The organism is Pseudonocardia oroxyli, assembly GCF_900102195.1.
Classification (GTDB): domain Bacteria; phylum Actinomycetota; class Actinomycetes; order Mycobacteriales; family Pseudonocardiaceae; genus Pseudonocardia; species Pseudonocardia oroxyli.
Map to the genome: position 1 here is coordinate 68,420 of NZ_FNBE01000007.1, position 19,695 is coordinate 88,114.

At 73.9% G+C, this 19,695-nt stretch carries 22 protein-coding genes and 1 pseudogene; 13 read left to right on the top strand and 10 right to left on the bottom strand.

Going from position 1 to position 19,695, the window contains the following annotated elements; translation table 11 throughout:
- Nucleotides 1-11: 11 nt before the first annotated feature.
- From BLS43_RS12330 to otsB, 3 genes are read left to right on the top strand one after another with little or no spacing between them, the layout of a single operon-like run.
- Nucleotides 12-1,439: a threonine/serine exporter family protein gene (locus tag BLS43_RS12330; RefSeq protein WP_237195751.1), complete on the top strand. Its 1,428-nt coding sequence runs from the start codon at nucleotides 12-14 to the stop codon at nucleotides 1,437-1,439.
- A gap of 43 nt (nucleotides 1,440-1,482) precedes the next feature.
- Entirely contained in the window at nucleotides 1,483-2,895 is a 1,413-nt protein-coding gene (locus BLS43_RS12335) for an alpha,alpha-trehalose-phosphate synthase (UDP-forming) (protein ID WP_093083551.1), read from the top strand.
- The gene (otsB, locus tag BLS43_RS12340; protein WP_093083008.1) at nucleotides 2,892-3,644 is read left to right on the top strand and encodes a trehalose-phosphatase; all 753 of its coding nucleotides are present in this window, start codon (nucleotides 2,892-2,894) and stop codon (nucleotides 3,642-3,644) included. The genes BLS43_RS12335 and otsB overlap by 4 nt, the downstream gene beginning before the upstream one ends.
- Here otsB and BLS43_RS12345 read toward each other — a convergent pair.
- The gene (locus BLS43_RS12345) at nucleotides 3,610-4,713 is read right to left on the bottom strand and encodes a LacI family DNA-binding transcriptional regulator (protein WP_093083013.1); all 1,104 of its coding nucleotides are present in this window, start codon (nucleotides 4,711-4,713) and stop codon (nucleotides 3,610-3,612) included. The genes otsB and BLS43_RS12345 overlap by 35 nt on opposite strands.
- 106 nt (nucleotides 4,714-4,819) lie before the next feature.
- Between BLS43_RS12345 and BLS43_RS12350 the strand changes: the two genes are divergently transcribed.
- The 3 genes and pseudogenes from BLS43_RS12350 (at nucleotide 4,820) to BLS43_RS12360 (ending at nucleotide 7,469) form a co-directional block, all read left to right on the top strand.
- On the top strand, nucleotides 4,820-5,779 hold the full coding sequence (locus BLS43_RS12350; protein WP_093083017.1) for a metal ABC transporter solute-binding protein, Zn/Mn family: 960 nt from the start codon (nucleotides 4,820-4,822) through the stop codon (nucleotides 5,777-5,779).
- Between the two features lie 95 nt (nucleotides 5,780-5,874).
- Nucleotides 5,875-6,639, top strand: a pseudogene (locus tag BLS43_RS12355) (metal ABC transporter ATP-binding protein); the annotation flags it as partial.
- Nucleotides 6,627-7,469 (top strand): metal ABC transporter permease, encoded by an 843-nt coding sequence (locus BLS43_RS12360; protein WP_093083022.1) that lies wholly within the window; start codon nucleotides 6,627-6,629, stop codon nucleotides 7,467-7,469. The pseudogene BLS43_RS12355 and the gene BLS43_RS12360, both read left to right, overlap by 13 nt.
- A 28-nt stretch (nucleotides 7,470-7,497) precedes the next feature.
- Here the strand turns inward: BLS43_RS12360 and BLS43_RS12365 are convergent, their stop codons facing one another.
- Nucleotides 7,498-8,004, bottom strand: a complete 507-nt coding sequence (locus tag BLS43_RS12365) for an SDR family NAD(P)-dependent oxidoreductase (protein ID WP_245707454.1) — start codon at nucleotides 8,002-8,004, stop codon at nucleotides 7,498-7,500.
- Between BLS43_RS12365 and BLS43_RS12370 the strand changes: the two genes are divergently transcribed.
- On the top strand, nucleotides 7,997-8,290 hold the full coding sequence (locus BLS43_RS12370) for a MerR family DNA-binding protein (protein WP_093083027.1): 294 nt from the start codon (nucleotides 7,997-7,999) through the stop codon (nucleotides 8,288-8,290). The genes BLS43_RS12365 and BLS43_RS12370 overlap by 8 nt on opposite strands.
- A gap of 81 nt (nucleotides 8,291-8,371) precedes the next feature.
- Here the strand turns inward: BLS43_RS12370 and rlmB are convergent, their stop codons facing one another.
- Together rlmB and cysS are read right to left on the bottom strand one after the other, a co-directional pair.
- Nucleotides 8,372-9,337: a 23S rRNA (guanosine(2251)-2'-O)-methyltransferase RlmB gene (gene rlmB / locus BLS43_RS12375; protein ID WP_093083030.1), complete on the bottom strand. Its 966-nt coding sequence runs from the start codon at nucleotides 9,335-9,337 to the stop codon at nucleotides 8,372-8,374.
- Nucleotides 9,338-9,358: 21 nt separating this feature from the next.
- A complete protein-coding gene (cysS, locus tag BLS43_RS12380) occupies nucleotides 9,359-10,750 on the bottom strand; it encodes a cysteine--tRNA ligase (protein ID WP_093083034.1) in 1,392 nt (463 codons plus the stop codon).
- Nucleotides 10,751-10,847: 97 nt separating this feature from the next.
- Here cysS and BLS43_RS12385 point away from each other — a divergent pair, with 97 nt between their 5' ends.
- A complete protein-coding gene (locus BLS43_RS12385; protein WP_093083037.1) occupies nucleotides 10,848-11,267 on the top strand; it encodes a VOC family protein in 420 nt (139 codons plus the stop codon).
- A 10-nt stretch (nucleotides 11,268-11,277) separates the two neighbouring features.
- Here the strand turns inward: BLS43_RS12385 and ispF are convergent, their stop codons facing one another.
- The 3 genes from ispF to BLS43_RS12400 are packed head-to-tail and all read right to left on the bottom strand — an operon-like array spanning nucleotide 11,278 to nucleotide 12,946.
- Nucleotides 11,278-11,751 (bottom strand): 2-C-methyl-D-erythritol 2,4-cyclodiphosphate synthase, encoded by a 474-nt coding sequence (gene ispF / locus BLS43_RS12390; protein ID WP_093083040.1) that lies wholly within the window; start codon nucleotides 11,749-11,751, stop codon nucleotides 11,278-11,280.
- The gene (gene ispD / locus BLS43_RS12395) at nucleotides 11,748-12,458 is read right to left on the bottom strand and encodes a 2-C-methyl-D-erythritol 4-phosphate cytidylyltransferase (protein ID WP_093083045.1); all 711 of its coding nucleotides are present in this window, start codon (nucleotides 12,456-12,458) and stop codon (nucleotides 11,748-11,750) included. The genes ispF and ispD overlap by 4 nt, the downstream gene beginning before the upstream one ends.
- Nucleotides 12,455-12,946, bottom strand: coding sequence for a CarD family transcriptional regulator (locus tag BLS43_RS12400; protein ID WP_093083048.1), 492 nt, complete (start codon nucleotides 12,944-12,946; stop codon nucleotides 12,455-12,457). The genes ispD and BLS43_RS12400 overlap by 4 nt, the downstream gene beginning before the upstream one ends.
- Before the next feature lie 230 nt (nucleotides 12,947-13,176).
- On the opposite strand from BLS43_RS12400, the gene BLS43_RS12405 reads away from it, so the two are divergent.
- Both BLS43_RS12405 and radA read left to right on the top strand, forming a co-directional pair.
- Nucleotides 13,177-13,761 (top strand): copper chaperone PCu(A)C, encoded by a 585-nt coding sequence (locus BLS43_RS12405; RefSeq protein ID WP_093083052.1) that lies wholly within the window; start codon nucleotides 13,177-13,179, stop codon nucleotides 13,759-13,761.
- The gene (radA, locus tag BLS43_RS12410; RefSeq protein WP_093083557.1) at nucleotides 13,758-15,134 is read left to right on the top strand and encodes a DNA repair protein RadA; all 1,377 of its coding nucleotides are present in this window, start codon (nucleotides 13,758-13,760) and stop codon (nucleotides 15,132-15,134) included. Before BLS43_RS12405 ends, radA begins: the two co-directional genes overlap by 4 nt.
- Here the strand turns inward: radA and BLS43_RS12415 are convergent.
- Complete coding sequence (locus tag BLS43_RS12415; protein ID WP_093083560.1) at nucleotides 15,124-15,969, bottom strand: haloalkane dehalogenase; 846 nt, start codon at nucleotides 15,967-15,969, stop codon at nucleotides 15,124-15,126. The two genes, radA and BLS43_RS12415, sit on opposite strands and share 11 nt — an antisense overlap.
- Nucleotides 15,970-16,027: 58 nt before the next feature.
- Here BLS43_RS12415 and BLS43_RS12420 point away from each other — a divergent pair, with 58 nt between their 5' ends.
- The gene (locus BLS43_RS12420; protein WP_093083057.1) at nucleotides 16,028-16,477 is read left to right on the top strand and encodes a MarR family winged helix-turn-helix transcriptional regulator; all 450 of its coding nucleotides are present in this window, start codon (nucleotides 16,028-16,030) and stop codon (nucleotides 16,475-16,477) included.
- On the opposite strand, the gene BLS43_RS12425 is transcribed toward BLS43_RS12420, so the two are convergent.
- Entirely contained in the window at nucleotides 16,455-17,291 is an 837-nt protein-coding gene (locus tag BLS43_RS12425; protein ID WP_093083061.1) for a hypothetical protein, read from the bottom strand. The genes BLS43_RS12420 and BLS43_RS12425 overlap by 23 nt on opposite strands.
- A 144-nt stretch (nucleotides 17,292-17,435) precedes the next feature.
- On the opposite strand from BLS43_RS12425, the gene BLS43_RS12430 reads away from it, so the two are divergent.
- Together BLS43_RS12430 and BLS43_RS12435 are read left to right on the top strand one after the other, a co-directional pair.
- Nucleotides 17,436-18,338, top strand: coding sequence for an HhH-GPD family protein (locus BLS43_RS12430; RefSeq protein WP_281245829.1), 903 nt, complete (start codon nucleotides 17,436-17,438; stop codon nucleotides 18,336-18,338).
- Between the two features lie 25 nt (nucleotides 18,339-18,363).
- Nucleotides 18,364-18,861, top strand: coding sequence for a hypothetical protein (locus BLS43_RS12435; protein WP_093083070.1), 498 nt, complete (start codon nucleotides 18,364-18,366; stop codon nucleotides 18,859-18,861).
- A 26-nt stretch (nucleotides 18,862-18,887) separates the two neighbouring features.
- Here BLS43_RS12435 and BLS43_RS12440 read toward each other — a convergent pair whose 3' ends face one another.
- Nucleotides 18,888-19,691 carry an alpha/beta fold hydrolase gene (locus BLS43_RS12440; protein ID WP_245707456.1) on the bottom strand — a complete coding sequence of 268 codons (804 nt, stop codon included), beginning with the start codon at nucleotides 19,689-19,691 and terminating at the stop codon, nucleotides 18,888-18,890.
- Nucleotides 19,692-19,695 lie beyond the last annotated feature (4 nt).

Genomic DNA, 19,695 nt, shown 5'->3' on the forward strand with positions numbered 1-19,695 from the left:
AGCCTGGCGGCGTGGTCGACGAGCTCAATCCCGCGGAGCGGCTGGCGAACCGGCTGCGTGCGACCCTGCGGCGGGACGCGAAGCGGCTGCTCTCCCCCGGGCCCCCGACGCTGCCCATGCTCATGGTGGGCCCGCAGGTGCCGGACGACGCACGGGTCCAGGAGGTTCTCGACCTCTGCATGCGCGTGGGCGAGGTGCAGCTGTCGAGCGGGGAGAGCGTCGCGGTCGTCACCGACCTCATGCTGCGGCTCGCGGAGGCGTGCGGCCTGCCCGCCGTGGACGTGGACATCACGTTCACCTCGATCACGATCTGCTGCCACCGCGGCAACGCCGCCAGCCCGGTCACGTCCATGCGGCTGGTCCGGTACCGGACGCTGGACCTCACCCGGCTGGCCAAGGTCGACGGGGTCGTGGAGGACCTGGAGTCGGGCACGCTCGACGTGCGGGCGGCGGCCGTGGCCGTCGACGAGGCGATCGAGACCCCGCACCCCTACCCGCGCTGGGCGGCGACGGCGGGGTGGGGGCTGCTCGCGGGCGCGATCGCCTTCCTGCTCGGCGGCGGGCCGGTCACCGCGCTGACCGCCTTCCTCGTCACCGGCGCGATCGACCGGGTCGGCCGGGTGCTGAGCCGGTGGGGGCTGCCCGCCTTCTTCCAGCAGCTCATGGGCGGGCTGCTCGCCACCACGGCGACCGTCGGGCTGTTCGCCGCGGGGCTGTTCCCGCCGGGCACCCGACCGTCGTTGGTCGTCGCGGCGAGCATCACCGTGCTGCTGTCCGGGCTGTCCGTGGTCGGCACCGTGCAGGACGCGATCTCCGGCTACTACGTCACGGCGGCCGGCCGGGTCGCCGAGGTCGCGCTGCTGTCCGCGGGGCTGCTCACCGGCGTCGTGCTGGGGCTGAAGTTCGGGTTCGCGGTCGGGGTGGCGCTGGACGTCGCGGGGTCGGTGTCGGTGTCCGTCGGGCGGTTCAGCCTCGCGATCGTGCTCGGCGCCGTGGCCGCGGCCGGGTACGCGCTCGCCGGGTACGCGCCGCTGCGCAGCCTGGCCGTCGCGGCCGGGTCCGGCGCGATCAGCTGGGGTGTCTTCAGCTCCCTGACCCAGCTCGGGAACGTCGGGGCGGTCACGGCCACGGGTGTCGCGGCGGTCTGTGTGGGTGCGCTGGCGGGGCTGCTGCGCCGCACGGCGCAGGTGCCCAGCCTGGTCGTCACGCTCGCCGGCATCACCCCGCTGCTGCCCGGCTACTCGGCCTACCGCGGCTTCTACCAACTGGCCGTCGAGGGGCTGTCCGAGGGCCTGGTCACCGTCACGATCGCGCTGGCGACGGGGCTCGCGCTCGCGGCGGGGGTCACGTTCGGGGAGTTCCTGTTCCGGCCGCGCCGCCGAGCGGTCGACGTCACTGCGGACGATTCAGATCCCGCGAACCCCGCCGGCGGTCAGTAGGGTCCCAGTGCAGAACGGCAGCGTGACCGGCAGGGAGGACCCGATGGCCCGTACGAAGTTTCCCCCGCCCGATTTCGTCGTCGTCGCGAACCGGCTGCCGGTGGACCTGGAGAAGCTCCCCGACGGGGGTCGGCGCTGGAAGCGCAGCCCCGGTGGCCTGGTCACCGCCCTCGAGCCGATGCTGCGCGCCCGGGAGGGCGCGTGGGTGGGCTGGCCCGGCGTGCCGGACGTCGAGGTGGAGCCGCTGGTCGAGGACGGCCTGCAGCTGCACCCGGTGAACCTGACCGCGCAGGAGGTCGAGGACTACTACGAGGGCTTCTCCAACGGCACCCTCTGGCCGCTCTACCACGACGTGGTGGCCCCGCCCGCCTTCCACCGGCACTGGTGGCAGGCCTACGTCACGGTCAACGAGCGCTTCGCCGAGTACACCGCGAAGGTGGCGGCCAAGGGCGCCACGGTGTGGATCCAGGACTACCAGCTGCAGCTGATGCCCGGCATGCTGCGCGAGCTCCGCCCGGACCTCAAGATCGGCTTCTTCCTGCACATCCCGATGCCGCCGGTCGAGCTGTTCATGCAGCTCCCGTGGCGCACCCGGATCGTGGAGGGGCTGCTCGGCGCGGACGTCATCGGGTTCCACACCGCGGGCGGGGTCCGCAACTTCCGCTGGCTGGCGACCCGGCTGGCGGGCGCCGGGACGGTCCGCAACAAGACCAACGAGGTGACCGTGGGCCGCCGCACGATCACGCTCGGGGCCTTCCCCATCTCGATCGACTCGAAGCACCTCGACGAGCTCTCCCGGACCGACGCCGTGCAGAAGCGCGCCGCGCAGATCCGCGAGGACCTCGGGAACCCGTCGAAGGTCATCCTCGGCGTGGACCGGCTGGACTACACCAAGGGCATCGACGTGCGGCTGCGCGCCTTCCACGAGCTGCTGGAGGAGAACCGGGTCCAGGTCGAGGACACGGTGATGATCCAGCTCGCCACCCCCAGCCGGGAGCGGGTGGAGCACTACCAGAAGATGCGGGACGAGATCGAGCTCGCCGTCGGCCGGATGAACGGCGAGTACGCCAACATCGGCCATCCCGCGGTGCACTACCTGCACCAGTCGCTGCCGCGGGAGGAGCTGGCCGCCTTCTTCGTCGCCGCGGACGTCATGCTCGTGACGCCGCTGCGGGACGGCATGAACCTCGTCGCGAAGGAGTACGTCGCCTGCCGCCACGACCTGGGCGGGGTGCTCGTGCTCAGCGAGTTCGCGGGCGCCGCGGTGGAGCTGACCAGCGCGCTGCTGGTCAACCCGCACGACACCGACGGGGTCAAGGAGACGCTCTACCAGGCGTTGACCATGGAACCCCAGGAGGGCCGCAAGCGGATGCGCACGCTGCGCAAACAGGTCATGAGCCACGACGTCGACCGGTGGGCCCGGTCGTTCCTGTCCGCGCTGGGGCTGGACACGTGATCGATCTCGACGGCCTGGACGGTCCGCTCCTCGTCGCCCTGGACTTCGACGGGGTGCTCTCCCCCATCGTGCCCGTCCCGTCCGACGCGCGGCCGCTGCCCGAGTCCGCCGCGGCCGTCCGCGCGCTGGCCGAGGCCCCGGACACGCACGTCGTGCTGGTGTCCGGGCGCGGGCTCGCCGACCTGGCGGCGGTCTCGGGTTTCGGGCCGCCGGTCCTCATGGTCGGCAGCCACGGCGGCGAGTTCGGCCCCGGCCTGCTCGACGGCGACACCCCGCTGCTGACCGAGGAGCAGCAGGCGCTCAAGGAGAAGCTCACCCTGGCGCTCACCGACCTCGTCGAGGGCGCGGCCGGGGTCACCCTCGAACACAAGCCCGCGGGCCTCGCCGTCCACGTCCGCAACGCCGCACCCGAGGTGGGCGAGCAGGTGCTGGACGCGGTCCGCCGCGGGCCGGCGACCTGGGACGGCGTCGACGCGATCGAGGGCAAGTCGGTGATCGACCTCGCCGTGCTGCAGGTCAGCAAGGGCACGGCGGTGGACGCGCTGCGCGAGCGGTTCGGCGCGCGGGTGTTCTTCGCAGGGGACGACACCACCGACGAGACGGTCTTCACCCGGCTGCGGCCCGGGGACGTCGGCGTCAAGGTGGGTGAGGGCGACACCGCGGCCGCCCACCGGGTCACCGACCCCGCCGAGCTGTCGACCGTGCTGGCCGAGCTCACCAGCCGGAGAAAAACTCCTCGCGCTTCTTAGCGGGCCCGCTCGTGGCGCCCACGACCAGCTCGGTCGGCAGCACGACGTACTTGGGGGTGTTCCGGTCGCCGCGTTCGAGCAGCAGCTCGCCCGCGACCTGCCCCTTGCGCCGCACCGGCTGCCGCACGGTGGTGAGCCCGAGGCGGTCCGCCTCCGGCACGCCGTCGAACCCCGTCACCGTGAGCCTGCCCGGCACGTCGATCCCCTGCTCGGCGGCCCACTGCAGGGCCCCGATGGCGATGACGTCCGACGTGCAGACCAGGGCGGTGACGTCCGGGTGCCCCGCGAGCAGCTCGGCCGCGGCGGAGGCGCCCGCCTCCGGACTGTGCTCGAACCGCTCGACGACGGGGACGCTCGCCCAGTCCACGCCCACCTCGACCAGGGCGTCCCGGATCCCGCTGATCCGCTCCCGCTGCACGGGGTAGGACGTCTCCTGCTGCCGCGCGAGCGAGGCGGGGCCGTCCTGGCGCTGCGGGCCGAGCCGCATGCAGAGCACCCCGATCCGGCGGTGCCCGAGGCCGGTCAGGTGACGGCCGAGGGCCCGCATGCCGTCCCGGTCGTCGACGCTCACCCGGTCGACGCCCTCCACACCGATCGGCTGGTCGCAGATCACCGTGGGGACCGGCCGCTCCAGCACGGCCCGGAAGTGCGGGTCGTCCTCGCTGACCGAGTACACGACGAACCCGTCCACGCCCGCCTGGTGGACCGCGGCCACGTCCGCGTGCTCGGGGCTCACCGGGACCAGCAGCAGCCCCTGTCCGGCCTGCTCACAGGCCAGCGCGAGGCCCTCCAGGAAGCCGGTGGCCACCGGGTCCCGGAACGCGTAGGACAGCGCCTCGGTGAGCAGCAGCCCGACGGCGCCGGCGCGGCGGGTGCGCAGCGAGCGCGCGACCGGGTCGGGGCCGGGGTAGCCGAGCCTGCGTGCCGCCTCGAGGACCTTCTCCCGCAGGGGCGCGGAGAGCTGGTCCGGGCGGTTGTAGGCGTTCGACACCGTGGTGCGGGACACGCCCAGCTCCGCGGCGAGCGACGCCAGCGTCGCGGGCCGTCTGACGTGGGGGGGACCGCTCACACCCCGAAAGGTAGCCGTCCGTGGTGGGCAGTCGGTACCCCACCCGCTAGAGTGAACTGACAACGGTTTTCAATAAAACCATGCGCACAGGTTGATACGGAGCACGATGAGAACGCGAGTCCCCACCACCCTGCTGGCCGTCACGGCCCTGTTCGGCCTCGCGGCCTGCGGCTCGTCCACCGACACCGCGGCCCCCGCCGAGGCGGCCAAGCCGGTCGTCGTGGCGTCCACCGACGTCTACGGCAGCATCGCGACGGCGGTCGGCGGCGACCTCGTCGAGGTGCGGTCGATCATCGACTCGCCCTCGGCCGACCCGCACGAGTACGAGGCCACCCCGGCGGACGCGGCGGCCGTGGCGCGCGCCGCGATCGTCGTCAAGAACGGCGGGGGGTACGACTCCTTCGCCGACCGGCTCGTCGCGTCCGCGGGCACGAACCCGACGGTGATCGACGCCGTCACGCTGTCCGGGCTGGAGGGCGCCGAGGAGGAGACGCACGCCGGGGAGTCCCCCGAGGAGCACGCGGAACACGCGCACGGCGAGTTCAACGAGCACGTCTGGTACGACCTGGGCACCGTCCGCACGGTGGCGAACCAGCTGGCCACCGACCTGGGGGCGAAGGACGCGGCCCACGCCGCGACCTACACCGCCAACGCCCAGGCCTTCGGCGCGGACCTCGACGCCCTCCAGCAGAAGGTCGACGCCATCAAGGCGACCCACGACGGCCAGGCGATCGCCGTGACCGAGCCGGTGCCGCTCTACCTGACCGACGCCGCAGGCCTGCGGAACATCACCCCGGAGGCCTTCTCCGAGGCCGTCGAGGAGGGCAACGACCCCGCGGCCGCGGTGCTCGCCGAGACCCTGCAGGTCGTGCCGACGGCGAAGGTCGTGGTGTCGAACAGCCAGACGGAGAGCGCGTCGACCCAGGAGGTCGAGCGGGCGGCGACCGCGGCGAACGTTCCGGTCGTGCCCTTCAGCGAGACCTTGCCGGACGGCGTCGACTCCTACGTCGCCTGGCAGACCGGCCAGCTGGACGCGCTGACCGGAGCCCTGAACCGCGCGGCGTGAACGGCGGCGTGAACAATGCGGCCATGACTCCTGCCGTGTCCCTGCGCGGCGCCTCGGTCCGCTTCGGGGCCCGGCAGCTCTGGGACGGGCTGGACCTCGACGTCCGACCCGGTGAGTTCCTGGCGGTACTGGGTCCGAACGGATCGGGCAAGACCACCCTGCTGCGCGTGCTGCTCGGCCTCCAGCCCCTCGTCGCGGGCGAGGTGCTGGTGGGCGGGGCGCCCGCGCGGCGGGGCGGCGGGGGCATCGGGTACGTGCCGCAGCAGAAGGCGCTCCCGGAGGACCTGCCGCTGCGCGCGGCGGACCTCGTGGGCCTCGGACTCGACGGCCACCGCTGGGGCCTGGGCCTGGGCGGGCGCCGGGCCCGCCGGGAGCGGGTCGCCGCGGCGCTGGAGTCGGTCGGCGCCACCCGGTACGCGAACGAGCCCGTCGGGCGGCTCTCGGGCGGCGAGCAGCAGCGGCTGCGGGTCGCCCAGGCGCTGGTCGGCGACCCGTCCGTGCTGCTCTGCGACGAGCCGCTGCTCTCCCTGGACCTCGCCAACCAGCGCGTCGTCAGCGCGCTGATCGACGCGCGACGGCGCACCGCGGACACGGCCGTGGTGTTCGTGACGCACGAGATCAACCCGGTCCTCCCGCTCGTCGACCGGATCCTCTACCTCGTGGGCGGCCGGTTCCGGATCGGCACGCCGGACGAGGTGATGACCTCGGCGACGCTCTCCGAGCTCTACGGCACCGACGTGGAGGTGCTGCGGGTGCGGAACCGGCTCGTCGTCGTGGGGGCCGAGGACCAGCACGCGCACCACGCGGAGGCGCAGCTCGCGGAGCCGACCATCGGCGGGGAGGCGGCGTGGACCGCCTGATCTCGTTCGACGGTGTGGGGGAGCTGCTCGGGCTGCCCTTCGTCCAGAACGCGTTCCTCGCCGCGGCCGTGCTCGGGCTGGTCGCGGGCGCGCTCGCACCGCTGATCGTCGCCCGCGGGATGGGCTTCGCCGTGCACGGCACGGCCGAGCTCGCCTTCACCGGTGGTGCCGCCGCGCTGCTGGCCGGGATCTCGGTCAGTGTCGGGGCCGTGGTCGGCGCGGCGATCGCCGGGCTGGTGTTCGGCCTGCTGGGGCTGCGCCAGCGCGAGCGGGACTCCGTGATCGGCGTCGTGCTCGCGTTCGGGCTGGGGCTCGGCGTCCTGCTGCTCGCCCTCTACGACGGCCGGGCGGCGAACAAGTTCGGCCTGCTCACGGGCTCGATCGTGTCCGTGGACAGCGGCAACATCGCCGTTCTCGTCGGGGTGACGGTCGTGGTGCTCGCCGTGTTGGCGGTGATCTACCGGCCGCTGCTGTTCGCCAGCGCGGACCCGGACGTCGCGGTGGCCCGCGGCGTCCCGGTCCGGATGCTGTCCCCGCTGTTCGCCGTCCTCGTCGCCCTGACGACCGCCCTGGCCGTCCCGATCGTCGGCGCGATCCTGGTGCTGTCCGTGACGATCATCCCGGGCGCCGCGGCGGCCAGGGTCACCGCGAGCCCGGTCAGGGCCACGATCCTGGCGGTCGCGATCGCCGAGCTCTCGCTGCTCGGCGGCACCCTGCTGTCCCTGGCCCCGGGCCTCCCGATCAGCGGGTACGTGGCCACCCTGGCGTTCCTGAGCTACCTGGTCTGTCGGGTGGTCGGGCGGCGGCGGGGCGCGGTGCGCGCGACCTAGCCGTGAGCGGCGATAGTCGCCATGGCGACTATCGCCGCTCACGACATGGTGAAGACCCCGGGATCCTGCAGGGCCTTCTTGCCCGTGGCGCTCCACTCGTCGGCCACGACCTCGATCTCGTCGCGCTCGACGGCATCGAGCGCGAGTCGGGCGAGCTCGGCCGGGGCGATCTTCCGGGGAACGAGAACCAGGACAGCGCGGACAGGACGTTGACCAGCCCCTTCAGCCCCGGCGCGAAGGCGCGGGTGACGTTCAGCGTGCCGAAGTGGTGGACCTCCATCTCGCGGCGGATCTCCGCGAGGTCCCCGGTGAGCAGCCCCTGCCCGGTCGAGATCCCGGCGTTGTTCACCAGGAGGGTCACGTCCGGGGCCGCTTCGGCCGCCGCGGCGGCCGACGCCGGGTCGGTCACGTCGAGCGGGAGGACCTCGACCCCGGCGAGATCGACGGTCTCCGGACGACGGGCGGTCGCGTCGACCTTCGCGCCGCGCTCGACGAGGGCCTCGGCGAAGGCACGGCCGAGGCCGCGATTGCTCACCGCCGAGCGCACCGCGAGCGGGCAGCGGCGCTACCCCGACCACGCGGTCGACCGGGTTCGGCTGGTGCAGCAGCTCTACCAGGCCGGACTGTCGTCGAAGACCATCGCGGACCTCATGCCGTGCATCGACGCGAACGAGAGCACGCCGGAGTCCCGCGCCCGGCTCGCCGCGGAGCGGGATCGCCTGAACCGGCAGATCGCGGAGCTCACCGCGACCAGGGACCGTCTGGACGCGGTCATCCTCGCGTCCACCGACCCGGCCCGCGGCTGCGTCGTCAGGTCGTGAGTGGCGATGGTCGCTCCGGCGACTCCGTTCACCCGCCCCGTCGCTCCGCTCCAGCCGGCCCCCGGCCGCCGCTCACGGGGGTCAGCGGGCGAGGCGACGGCGGCGGGCGACCTCGGCGAGGACCACGCCGGTGGCCACCGACGCGTTCAGCGACTCCACGGGCCCGGCCATCGGGATCGAGACCGTCACGTCGCAGGACTGGCGGACCAGCCGCGACAGGCCCTTGCCCTCCGACCCGGTCACGATCACCAGGGGGTCGGTGGCGAGGTCGAACTCGTCCAGCGTGACGTCGCCCTCCGCGTCGAGGCCCGCCACCATCAGCCCGGTCTGGGCGTACTCGCGCAGCGTCCGGGTGAGGTTCGTGGCGCGGGCGACCGGCAGCCGGGCGGCGGTACCCGCCGAGGTCCGCCAGGCCACCGCGGTCATGCCCGCCGACCGCCGCTGCGGCACCACGACCCCGTGTCCGCCGAACGCGCTGACCGAACGCACCACGGCGCCGAGGTTCCGCGGGTCCGTCACCCCGTCGAGCGCGACGATCAGCGCCGGGTTCCCCGAGTCCGTCGCCGCCTCCAGCAGCTCGTCCGGGTGGGCGTAGGAGTAGGGCGGGATCTGCAGCGCGATGCCCTGGTGCAGGGCACCCCCGGAGATCCGGTCCAGCTCGTTGCGCTCGACCTCGAGGATCGCCAGGCCCAGGTCCGCCGCGAGGTGCACCGACTCGGCCACCCGCTCGTCACCGGTGGAGCCGACGGCGACCCGCAGCGCCGTCGCGGGCACGCCCGCCCGCAGGCACTCGAGCACGGGGTTGCGCCCGAGCACGGTCTCCGGGACGTCCCCGTCCTGGGGTCGCCGACCGCCGCCGCGGCGGCCCGCGACCCGGTCCTTCGCGGCGGCCCGGCGCGCGGCGGGATGCCCCTTGCGCTCCGAGGCGCGCGGGGTGGGTCCCTTGCCCTCCAGCTGCTTGCGCCGCTGTCCGCCCGAGCCGACGACGGCGCCCTTCTTCGTGCCTTCCTTGCGCACCGCACCGCGGCGCTTGGAGTTGCCGGCCATGATCCCTTGCTCTTCGGTTGCTCAGTCGTCTTTGAGTGACCACGTGGGACCGTCGGCGCCGTCCTCGACGCTGATCCCCGCGGCCAGCAGGCGGTCGCGCACGGCGTCCGCCTCGGTGAAGTCCTTGGCCTTGCGCGCCGCCTGGCGGCGCTCCAACATCTCCTCGACCAGCGAGGACAGTGCACCCACGGCCGCGGTGTCCGTGCCGCCGGAGCGCCAGCGCGGATCCAGCGGATCCACACCGAGCACCGCGGTCATCGCGCGGACCGCCTCGGCCGCGGCCAGGGCGGTCTTCCGGTCGCCCTTGTCCAGGGCGGCGTTGCCGTCTCGCACCGTCGTGTGGACGACCGCGAGCCCGCCCGGCGTGCCCAGGTCGTCGTCGAGCACCGCGGCGAACTCCGCGGGCACCTCGTCCGCTATCTCCGGCGCGCCGATGCGCTCGGTCACCCGGTTCACGAACGACTCGATCCGGCGGTAGGCCGCCACGGCCTCCGACAGCGCCGCGTCCGAGTACTCGATCGCGGACCGGTAGTGCGGCCCCACCAGGTAGTACCGCAGCTCGACGCCGCGGACCCGCTGCAGCAGCGCGTCGATCGACAGGGTGTTGCCGAGCGACTTGGACATCTTCTCGCCGCCCATGGTGACCCAGGCGTTGTGCAGCCAGTAGTTCGCGAACGGGTCGCCCGCGGCCTGGGACTGGGCGCGCTCGTTCTCGTGGTGCGGGAACACCAGGTCCAGCCCGCCGCCGTGCAGGTCGAACTGCGGGCCGAGGTAGGTGGTGGCCATGGCGGAGCACTCCAGGTGCCAGCCGGGCCTGCCCTCGCCCCACGGGGTGGGCCACGCGGGCTCACCGGGCTTGGCGCCCTTCCAGAGCGTGAAGTCCAGCGGGTCCCGCTTGGTGGCGGACTCGCCCTCGCCCTGGGCCACGTCGTCCACCTTCTGGCCGGACAGCTGCCCGTAGCCGGGGAAGGTGCGCACGGCGAAGTAGACGTCTCCCCCCGCGGCGTAGGCGTGCCCGCCCTCGATCAGCCGCTCGATGTAGGTGACCATCTGGGTGACGTGCCCGGTCGCCCGCGGCTCCAGGCTCGCGGGCAGGCAGCCCAGCGCGTCGTACGCCGCGGAGAAGGCGCGCTCGTGCGTGGCCGCCCACTCCCACCAGGGCCGACCCGCCTCGCTCGCCTTGCGGAGGATCTTGTCGTCGATGTCGGTGACGTTGCGGACCAGCGTGACGTCGTAGCCCCGCCGGGTCATCCACCGGCGCAGCACGTCGTAGTTCAGCGAGCTGCGCACGTGCCCGATGTGGGGCAGGCCCTGCACCGTGGCGCCACAGACGTACATCGACACGGCTCCGGCCCGCAGCGGCACGAAGTCGCGCTGCTTCCTGGTCAGGGTGTCGAAGAGTCGGACGCTCACCTTTACCAGAGTACGGACGCCCTGGTACCGGCACCGCGGCAGGTCTGCATCACATTCCTCCACGACGCCGGACGGTCCGCCCGGCACGCTGGGCGGCATGACGACCTACGAGCAGCTCCACCCCCGCCTCGTCGTCCGCGGCGCGGACAAGGCCATCGCGTTCTACCGGCGCGCCTTCGGTGCCGAGCTCGTCGAGCACTACACCGCGCCGGACGGCACGGTGGTCCACGCCCTGCTGCGGGCGGGCGCCGCCGTCTGGGCGGTCAAGGACGCCGACGAGTACGACCCGCCGACGCCGACGATCCAGGCCCTCTACGTCTCCGACGCCGACGCCGTGGGCGCGGCCATGGAGGCGGCGGGCGCCACCGTGCGGTTCCCGATCGCCGACCACCCCTACGGCGAACGCGGCGGCCGGTTCACCGACCCGTTCGGCCACCAGTGGATGGTGTCCCAGCGCACGGAGGACCTGACCCCGGAGGAGGTCCGGGAACGCACGCGGACGATGTTCGAGTCCTGAGCCGGCGCCCCTAGTGTCCCGGGTCCGGGAGGAGCAGGGCGGTCGCGATCGCCGCGATGCCCTCGCCGCGGCCGGTCAGCCCCAGGCCGTCCGTCGTGGTGCCGCTCACGCTGACCGGCGCGTCCAGGACCTCGCCCAGGACCTTCTGGGCCTCGGCGCGCCGGGCGCCGATCTTGGGGTGGTTGCCGATGACCTGGACCGCGGCGTTGCCGACCCGCCAGCCGTCCGCGACGAGCAGGCGGTGCACCTCGCCGAGCAGGGCGAGGCCGCTGGCGCCGGACCACTCCGGTCTGCCGGTGCCGAACACCGCGCCCAGGTCACCCAGGCCCGCGGCCGACAGCAGGGCGTCGCACAGGGCGTGGCAGGCGACGTCCCCGTCCGAGTGGCCCGCGCACCCGTCGACGCCCTCCCACCAGAGCCCGGCGATCCAGCACGGCCGCCCGGCCTCGACGGGATGGACGTCCGTCCCGATGCCCGTTCTCACGACCCCTCCAGCAGGAGCTCGGCGATGCGCAGGTCCCAGGCCGTGGTGACCTTGAAGGCCGCCGGATCGCCGGGAACGGTGTGCACGGTGCCGCCGACGCGTTCGACGAGACCGGCGTCGTCCGTGGCGACGGCGTCCACACCGGACTGGGCGTAGGCGGCCCGCAGCGTGTCGACGGTGAAGCCCTGCGGGGTCTGCACCGCGCGCAGCCGGGACCGGTCGACCGTGGACTCGACGTGCGAGCCGACGACCTGTTTCACCGTGTCCGCCAGGGGGAGCACGGGCACCACGGCCGGATGGCCCGCGCGAACCGCCTCGACCACCGACGCGATCAACGCGGGCGGGGTGAGCGGCCGCGCCGCATCGTGCACGAGGACGATGTCGGCGTGACCTTCCGGGGTCACCGCTCGTTCACCGCCGTGGGCAGCGCGGGCTTCGAGCGACTCCAGGGCACGGCGTACCGTCGCCGTGCGCTCGGCGCCGCCCACCAGCACCCGCACGGGGCGACCGGCGAGCAGCTCCTCGGCCTGGTTTACCAGGGAGGCGGGCACGGCGACGAGCACCTCGTCGACCACGCCGGACGCCAGCAGCCCGTCGACCGCACGCACCACGATGGGCACGCCGGCCAACGGGACGAACGCCTTCGGCGCACCCGCGCCGAGGCGGGTCCCCGAACCGGCGGCCGGGACGACCGCCGCGACGCTCACGCGTTGGTGGTGGCCAGCACCTCGTCGAGCAGGGCCTCGGCCCGCTCCTCGTCGGTGCCCTCGGCCAGCGCCAACTCGCTGACCAGGATCTGCCGCGCCTTGGCGAGCATCCGCTTCTCGCCTGCGGACAGCCCGCGGTCCTTCTCGCGGCGCCAGAGGTCACGCACGACCTCGGCCACCTTGTTGACGTCCCCCGACGCCAGCTTCTCCAGGTTCGCCTTGTACCGGCGGGACCAGTTCGTGGGCTCCTCGGTGTGCGGGGTGCGCAGCACCTCGAACACCTTGTCCAGCCCCTCCTGGCCCACGACGTCACGAACGCCGACGACCTCCGCGTTCTCCGCGGGGACGCGAACCGTCAGGTCACCCTGGGCGACCTTCAGGACGAGGTACTTGCGCTCCTCGCCCTTGATGGTCCTCGTCTCGATCGCCTCGATGAGCGCGGCACCGTGGTGCGGGTAGACGACGGTCTCTCCGACCTTGAAAACCATGTGTCCTCTGGCCCCTTTCGCTGTACCCAGGCTAACACGGCCGACCCACCCCTCGTCGGCCGGGACACCCCATCGTCGCAGGTCACGGGGTTGACATCTCGTCCAAAACGTGCACGCGGGGGGTGTGACACACCCCCGCGTGTGACGGATGCGCACCGAGTGCACGAACTGTCGGAGCCTCCCACTAGGCTGCACCCGCAAGTGCAGGCTTCCAGGAAGGACACCGCACCGTGAGCCGCGCGTCGTTGGTCGACAGAGCCACCACCCAGCGCACCCCCGCGCGACTCGTCCGCGTCCTCGCCGCCGTCGCCGTGGCCGGGGTCGCCCTGGCGGGCTGCGGTGCCGGCATGCAGGCCCAGACCTCGCAGCAGGTGGCGGCCGTCGCCGGCGCCAGCGCGAACGGCGGCGGCATCGCCGTGCGGAACGCCGAGATCGCCTACCCGGGCGGGCTGTCCCCCGAGGCCGCGATCTACCCGGTCGGCGGCGTCGCCCCGGTCGAGATGGTCATCGTGAACCAGGGAGCGCAGACCGACCGCCTGGTCTCCGCCACGAGCCCGGCGGGCACCGTGACGATCACCGGCGAGCAGACCGTCGCCCCGGACATCTCGCTCGTCGCGGGCCAGGTCGCGGGCGTGCCCGGCGGCAAGCAGGTCACCATCGAGATCACGGGCCTGCGCGAGGACATCCTCTCGGGCCGCACGTACCCGCTCGTGCTCACGTTCGAGAAGGCGGGCCGCGTCGAGGTCGGTCTCCCGGTGGCGAGCCCCACCGTCGCGCGCGTGGACCAGGCCCCCGAGGGCGGCGGCGGGCACTGAGTCCCACCCAGCGCCCCCGAGCCCGCACCGCCTACACCTGCACGGAGTGCGGGCACCGCGCCGCCCAGTGGGTGGGCCGGTGCCCGAAGTGCCAGGCCTGGGGTTCGCTGACCGAGCAGGCGGCGCCCGTCACCCCGGCCAGGAAGGTCGCCGCGGGCGCGCCGAGCACGCCCGCCCGGCCGATCGCCGAGGTCGCGCTCGACACCGCCCGCGCCCGGCCGTCCGGCGTGGACGAGCTCGACCGGGTGCTGGGCGGCGGGCTCGTGCCCGGCGCGGTGGTGCTGCTGGCCGGTGAGCCCGGCGTCGGCAAGTCCACCCTGCTGCTCGAGGTGGCCGCCAAGGCGGCGGTCGCCCGCACCGTCCTCTACGTGACGGGTGAGGAGTCCGCGGGCCAGGTGCGGCTGCGCGCCGAGCGCACCGGCGCCCTGCACGACCGGCTCTACCTGGCCGCGGAGTCGGACCTGTCGGCGATCCTGGGCCACGTCGACCAGCTGCGGCCCGAGCTGCTGATCGTCGACTCGGTGCAGACCATGACCTCGCCGGAGGTCGACGGCACGCCGGGCGGGGTCACCCAGACCCGCGCCGTGACCGTCGCGCTCACCGCCCTGGCCAAGGAGCGCGGCCTGCCCGTGCTGCTGGTCGGGCACGTGACCAAGGACGGCACCATCGCAGGCCCCCGGGTGCTCGAGCATCTGGTCGACGTGGTGCTCGCGTTCGAGGGCGACAAGCACTCCACGCTGCGCATGGTCCGCGGCGTGAAGAACCGGTTCGGCCCCGCGGACGAGGTCGGCTGCTTCGAGCTGCGAGACGAGGGCATCGTCGGGCTGCCGGACCCCTCGGGGCTGTTCCTGGCCCGGTTCGGGGCCACTCAGGCCAGCGTGGTGCCCGGCACCGCCGTCACGGTCGTCATGGACGGGCGCAGGCCGCTGCTGGCCGAGGTGCAGGCGCTGGTCGCGAGCTCGCACATGCCCACCCCGCGCCGGGCGGTGAGCGGGCTCGACTCGAGCCGGGTGGCGATGCTCCTCGCGATCCTGGAGCGCCGCGGCGGGATCCGCCTGCAGGACTCCGAGGTCTACACCGCGACCGTCGGCGGGATGAAGGTCACCGAACCCGCCGCGGACCTGGCGCTGGCCATGGCCGTGGCGAGCGCGAAGAACGACGTCGCGCTGCCACCGGATCTCATCGTGCTCGGCGAGCTGGGGCTGGCGGGCGAGGTGCGCCGCGTCTCGGGGCTGCGCCGCAGGCTGGCCGAGGCCGCCCGGCTCGGCTTCACGCACGCCCTGATCCCCCCGGACAGCGACGCGGGCACCCCCGGCATGCGGATCACCGAGGTCGCGGACGTCACCCAGGTCCTGACCCGCATCACGCGCTGAACCGGGCGTCGGCCCAGGCGGTGAGCGCGGCCGCGATCTCCGCCGGGCGGTCCTCCGGCGCGTGGTGCCCCGCCCGACCACCGTGGACGACGGACAGGCGCGCCACGTGGTCGAGGCACCACCGCCGCAGCTCGGGTCCGACCATCAGCGTCGGGGACCCCTCGAACGTCACCAGCAGCTTGGGCACGTCGCTCGTGGTCAGCCAGGGCTGGAACGCCGCGATCCGGTCGTGGACGTCCGCGGGCTCGCCGTCGAGCGGCAGCGACCGCGCCCACTCCAGGATCGGCCGTCTGCTCGGCGGGTCCGGGAACGGCGCACGGTAGGGCTCCAGGTCCGCCACCGGCGTGCACACGCCACCGGTGAAGGCGGCGTCGACGAAGGCGGTCGACCCCAGCACGAACTCCTCGCCCCCGGGCCCGCGCACCAGCTCCGCCCGGGCGCGCGGAGCCGGACCGAGGTCCGCCCACGTCATCGGTCGGATCACCGCCTCGAGGAACGCGACGCCGCGGACCCGCCCCGGGTGCCGGGCCGCGTGGTCGAAGGCGAGCGCTCCACCCCAGTCGTGACCGACGAGCACCACGTCGTCGAGCCCGAGGGCGTCGAACCACGCGTCGAGGTACCGGGCGTGGTCGGCGAACCGGTAGCCGATGTCCGGCTTGCCGGAGGCCCCCATGCCGATCAGGTCGGGCGCGAGCAGCCGCCCGGGCCCCATCCGCTCCAGCACTCCCCGCCACAGGTGCGAGGAGGCGGGATTGCCGTGCAGGAACACCCACGCCGGGCCCGTGCCGCGCTCCTCGTGGTGGATCACCGAGTCGAGAAACCTCGTGTCGGGCATCGTCACTCCATTCGTTAGTCCGACTAACGTTTGTCACACTAACGCTAGACTGCGGGACATGGAAGGAGCCGAACGGCTGCACGCGCTGCCCAGCCGCCTGCTGGGGCTCGCCGCCCTGCAGGCGGACCGGATCGTCGGCGAGGCCCTGGCGGGCACGGGGGCGCGGAAGTGGCACTACGCCGTGCTCGCCACGCTGGTCGACGACGGGCCCGCCGGCCAGGCCCGACTCGCCGAGCGCAGCGGCATCTACCGCAGCGACCTCGTGGGCGTCCTGGCCGAGCTGGGCGCCGCGGGCCACGTCGACCGCGTCCCGGACCCGACCGACCGGCGGCGCAACGTCGTGTCGGCCACGGCGGCGGGCGTCCGCAGGCTCGCCGAGCTGGACGGGCTCGTCCAGGCCGCCCAGGAACGCCTGCTGGCCCCCCTCGACCGTGCGCAGCGGGCTCAGCTCGTGAACCTGCTCCGCGCCCTCACCGGGGCGAGCACTAGCCCCGGGGAGCGAGGGTGAAGAACGTCGGCCCGCTGATCTTGTCGGCCACCCGCGTCAGCAGTGTGTAGTCACCCGCCGGGAGGCGCGTGCGGGGCGCGGTGCAGCCGGGGTTCGAGGACAGGCCCGACCAGGTCACCGCGAAGGCGACGGGCTGCCCGGGCACCAGCGTCCGGAGGTCCTGTGTGGACGGGTTGACGCAGTCGTTGCTGGACCACAGCCGGTTCTGGATCGGCCGGTCCCACACGACGATCTCCTGCAGCGCGCCGTCGAGATCGCGCACGCACGCCTGCCCCGAGATGTTGACGACCACCAGGCGGAGCACCGGACGGTCGCCCACGGTGTGCTGCGGCGAGTCGATCTCGGCGCCGACGGCGATCATGTCGTTCGTGCAGGCGGGCGGGCCGGTGGCGGGCGCGGGCTCGGTCTCCAGGACGGGGACGGACTCGCGCGGGGTGTCGTCGGGCCGCTTGGACTCGTCCGTCGTGGGCTCGGGGGTCCCCTCGGCGAGGGGTGTGCCGGTCCCGTCCGGCGCCGTGGTGCCCGACGGCGGCGTGGTGCCCGCGGGGACGCCGGTCACCGACAGCGTGGGGTCCGGCTGCGCGGGATCGGACAGGGTCGTGACGGGCAGGCTGGTCGCGGTGGGATCGGCCAGCTCGGAACGGTGGGCGGCGGGGGTGGTGGCCTCGTCCTGCGGGCCGGGATCGGACGGCAGCGCGGCGAGAGCCGCGGCGGTGAAGCCGGACGCGACGAAGAACCCGATCACACCCAGCAACGCGAGCCAGCGCCGCTTCCAGTAGACGTGCGCGGGCAGCGGTCCCACCGGCTCCCACATGTCACGCAGCGTAGATCGATGATTACTACACGTGGAGGGATGTCGCGCGGCGCGGCGCGGCCGTTCCACCGGTGTGGGGGACCGTACCGCGGGTGGAACCGCCCTGACGGAGGACGCTCCGGAGAGCGATGGCACGATCACCGCGTGACCTGCGTGACGCCCCCGCTCGCGGGACGCGCCGCGGACTGGTTCCGGGCCCAGGCCCGCGACCTGCCGTGGCGGCGCCCGGGGACCACCCCATGGGGTGTGCTGGTCAGCGAGTTCATGCTGCAGCAGACGCCGGTGGCCCGGGTCGCACCGGTCTGGGAGCGGTGGATGACCGAGTGGCCGACCCCGTCGGCGCTGGCCGCCGCCTCCCGCGCGGATGTCCTGCGCGCCTGGGGCAAGCTCGGCTACCCCCGCCGCGCGATGCGGCTGCACGCCGCCGCCGAGGCGATCGCGAGCGAGCACGGCGACCGGGTCCCGTCCGATGTGGACGTCCTGGAGTCGTTGCCGGGCATCGGCTCCTACACCGCGCGGGCCGTGGCGGCGTTCGGCTACGGACGGCGCGCCCCGGTCGTCGACACCAACGTCCGACGGGTGGTGGCGCGCGCCGTGCACGGCGCCGGGGACGCCGGTCCCGCGCGCACCAAGGCGGACCTCGCGGACGTCGACGCGCTCCTCCCCGAGTCCGACGCCGAGGCCGCCGTCGTGTCCGCGGCGCTGATGGAGCTCGGCGCCGTGGTCTGCACCGCGCGCACGCCCCGGTGCACGCTCTGCCCGGTGCACGCCGACTGCGCCTGGGTGGCGGCGGGCCGCCCGGAGTACACGGGGCCGCGGCGTCCGGTGCAGGGCTTCGCGGGCACCGACCGTCAGGTCCGGGGCAGGCTGCTGGACGTGTTGCGGGCCGCCGAGGAACCCGTCGAGAAGCCCGCGCTCGACGCCGTGTGGTCCGACGGGCCGCAGCGAGACCGCTGTCTGGACTCACTGCTGGTCGACGGGCTGGCCGAACAGACCACGGACGGCAGGTTCGTACTGGGCGGCACCACGCCGGGTGCGAGAGACTGAGCCGGTACAGGACCAGGGGAGCTCGATGGCGCAGATCGTCCGGTTCCGGCTCGACATGGCCGCGGAGGACCGCGTGCTCGCCATGCGCAGGGTGCTGCAGGACCACGGCCTGCGCATCCCGCACGAGCTGCCGACGGTGACCTTCGCCGCGGCCGCCCAGATCCCCGCCGTCGCGCGGGTCCAGCTGACCGAGGCGCTGCGCGGACTGTCGCTGCCCGCCCTCTGGCTGGCCACCCTCGGCTCGGTCGCGGGCCACGACGACGACCTCGTGCTCTCCGCGATCGTCGACACCGAGCTGCTGGCCGTGCACAGCGCGGTGCACGACGCACTGGCAGGGAAGGTCAAGTCCCCCTTCGGTTCCTACCTCCCGGGCGCCTGGCTCCCGCACGTGGTCCTCGCCCACGACAAACCGGCCGAGGCCTTCACCCTGCTGCACCCGATCCGCCCCGTCCGCGCGGCGATCGAGGGCGTGGAGATCGCCGACACCCGAGACGGCACCGCGGAACCACTCTTCGCCGACTGACCGGCTCCGACGAACGGCGCGGTGGTTCAGGGCGCGGCGACCACCTGCTCCAGGAAGGGCACCAGGGCGTCGAGGAAGGCCCTCTCGTGCGCGTGCGCCAGGTGGCCCGTGCCCGGCAGGACCGTGCGCTCCGCACCCGGGATCCGGGCCGCCGTCTCGGCGCCCTGCCCGTCCGGGACGATCGACTCCTCGGCCTCCAGCAGCAGCGTCGGGCAGCGGACCGCCTCGGCGGCCGACCAGAAGTCCCGGCGCACCCACTCCCCCGCGATCTCCGCGGCGCTCGCGACGCGGGTCAGCAGGTGGAAGCCGTCCGCCCGCTCCTCGCAGCACTCGGCCATGTAGTCGCCGAACTCCGGCCGCGGATGCCCGAAGGCCTCGCGCACCGCGGCCAGCGACGGGAAGGGCTGCGGGATCGCGCCGAACCACGCGGTCATGTCCCCCATCCACCGCGGCGACACGCCGGTCAGGTCGCAGGACATGTCCTCCACCACCAGACCCCGCACCAGCTCCGGCCGGGTCGCGGCGAGGACCAGCGCATGCAGCCCGCCCATCGAGTGCCCGACGACCACGCCGGGGCCGAGGGGCTCGAGGATCTCGGCCGCGTCCTGCGCCATCCGGTCCACCGTCCACGGGCCCGCGGCCTGCGACCGGCCGTGCCCGCGGGCGTCGAGGGCGACGACGCGTCCGTAGGCGGTCAGCCTGCGCGCGAGCGACCACCAGGTCGTGGCCCGGCCCATGAGCCCGTGCAGCAGCAGGATCGGGGTGCCCGCGCCGCCGAACTCGACGACTGCGAGGTACGTCCCGTCGGACGTGCGCACAGACCTCCGCATCGGC

Coding starts and splice junctions, on each gene's coding strand:
- BLS43_RS12335 (WP_093083551.1), top strand. CDS start 1,483: ATGGCCCGTACGAAGTTTCCCCCGCCCGATTTCGTCGTCGTCGCGAAC.
- BLS43_RS12350 (WP_093083017.1), top strand. CDS start 4,820: ATGAGAACGCGAGTCCCCACCACCCTGCTGGCCGTCACGGCCCTGTTC.
- rlmB (WP_093083030.1), bottom strand. CDS start 9,337: ATGGCCGGCAACTCCAAGCGCCGCGGTGCGGTGCGCAAGGAAGGCACG.
- BLS43_RS12385 (WP_093083037.1), top strand. CDS start 10,848: ATGACGACCTACGAGCAGCTCCACCCCCGCCTCGTCGTCCGCGGCGCG.
- BLS43_RS12400 (WP_093083048.1), bottom strand. CDS start 12,946: ATGGTTTTCAAGGTCGGAGAGACCGTCGTCTACCCGCACCACGGTGCC.
- BLS43_RS12415 (WP_093083560.1), bottom strand. CDS start 15,969: ATGCCCGACACGAGGTTTCTCGACTCGGTGATCCACCACGAGGAGCGC.
- BLS43_RS12420 (WP_093083057.1), top strand. CDS start 16,028: ATGGAAGGAGCCGAACGGCTGCACGCGCTGCCCAGCCGCCTGCTGGGG.
- BLS43_RS12425 (WP_093083061.1), bottom strand. CDS start 17,291: ATGTGGGAGCCGGTGGGACCGCTGCCCGCGCACGTCTACTGGAAGCGG.
- BLS43_RS12435 (WP_093083070.1), top strand. CDS start 18,364: ATGGCGCAGATCGTCCGGTTCCGGCTCGACATGGCCGCGGAGGACCGC.
- BLS43_RS12440 (WP_245707456.1), bottom strand. CDS start 19,691: ATGCGGAGGTCTGTGCGCACGTCCGACGGGACGTACCTCGCAGTCGTC.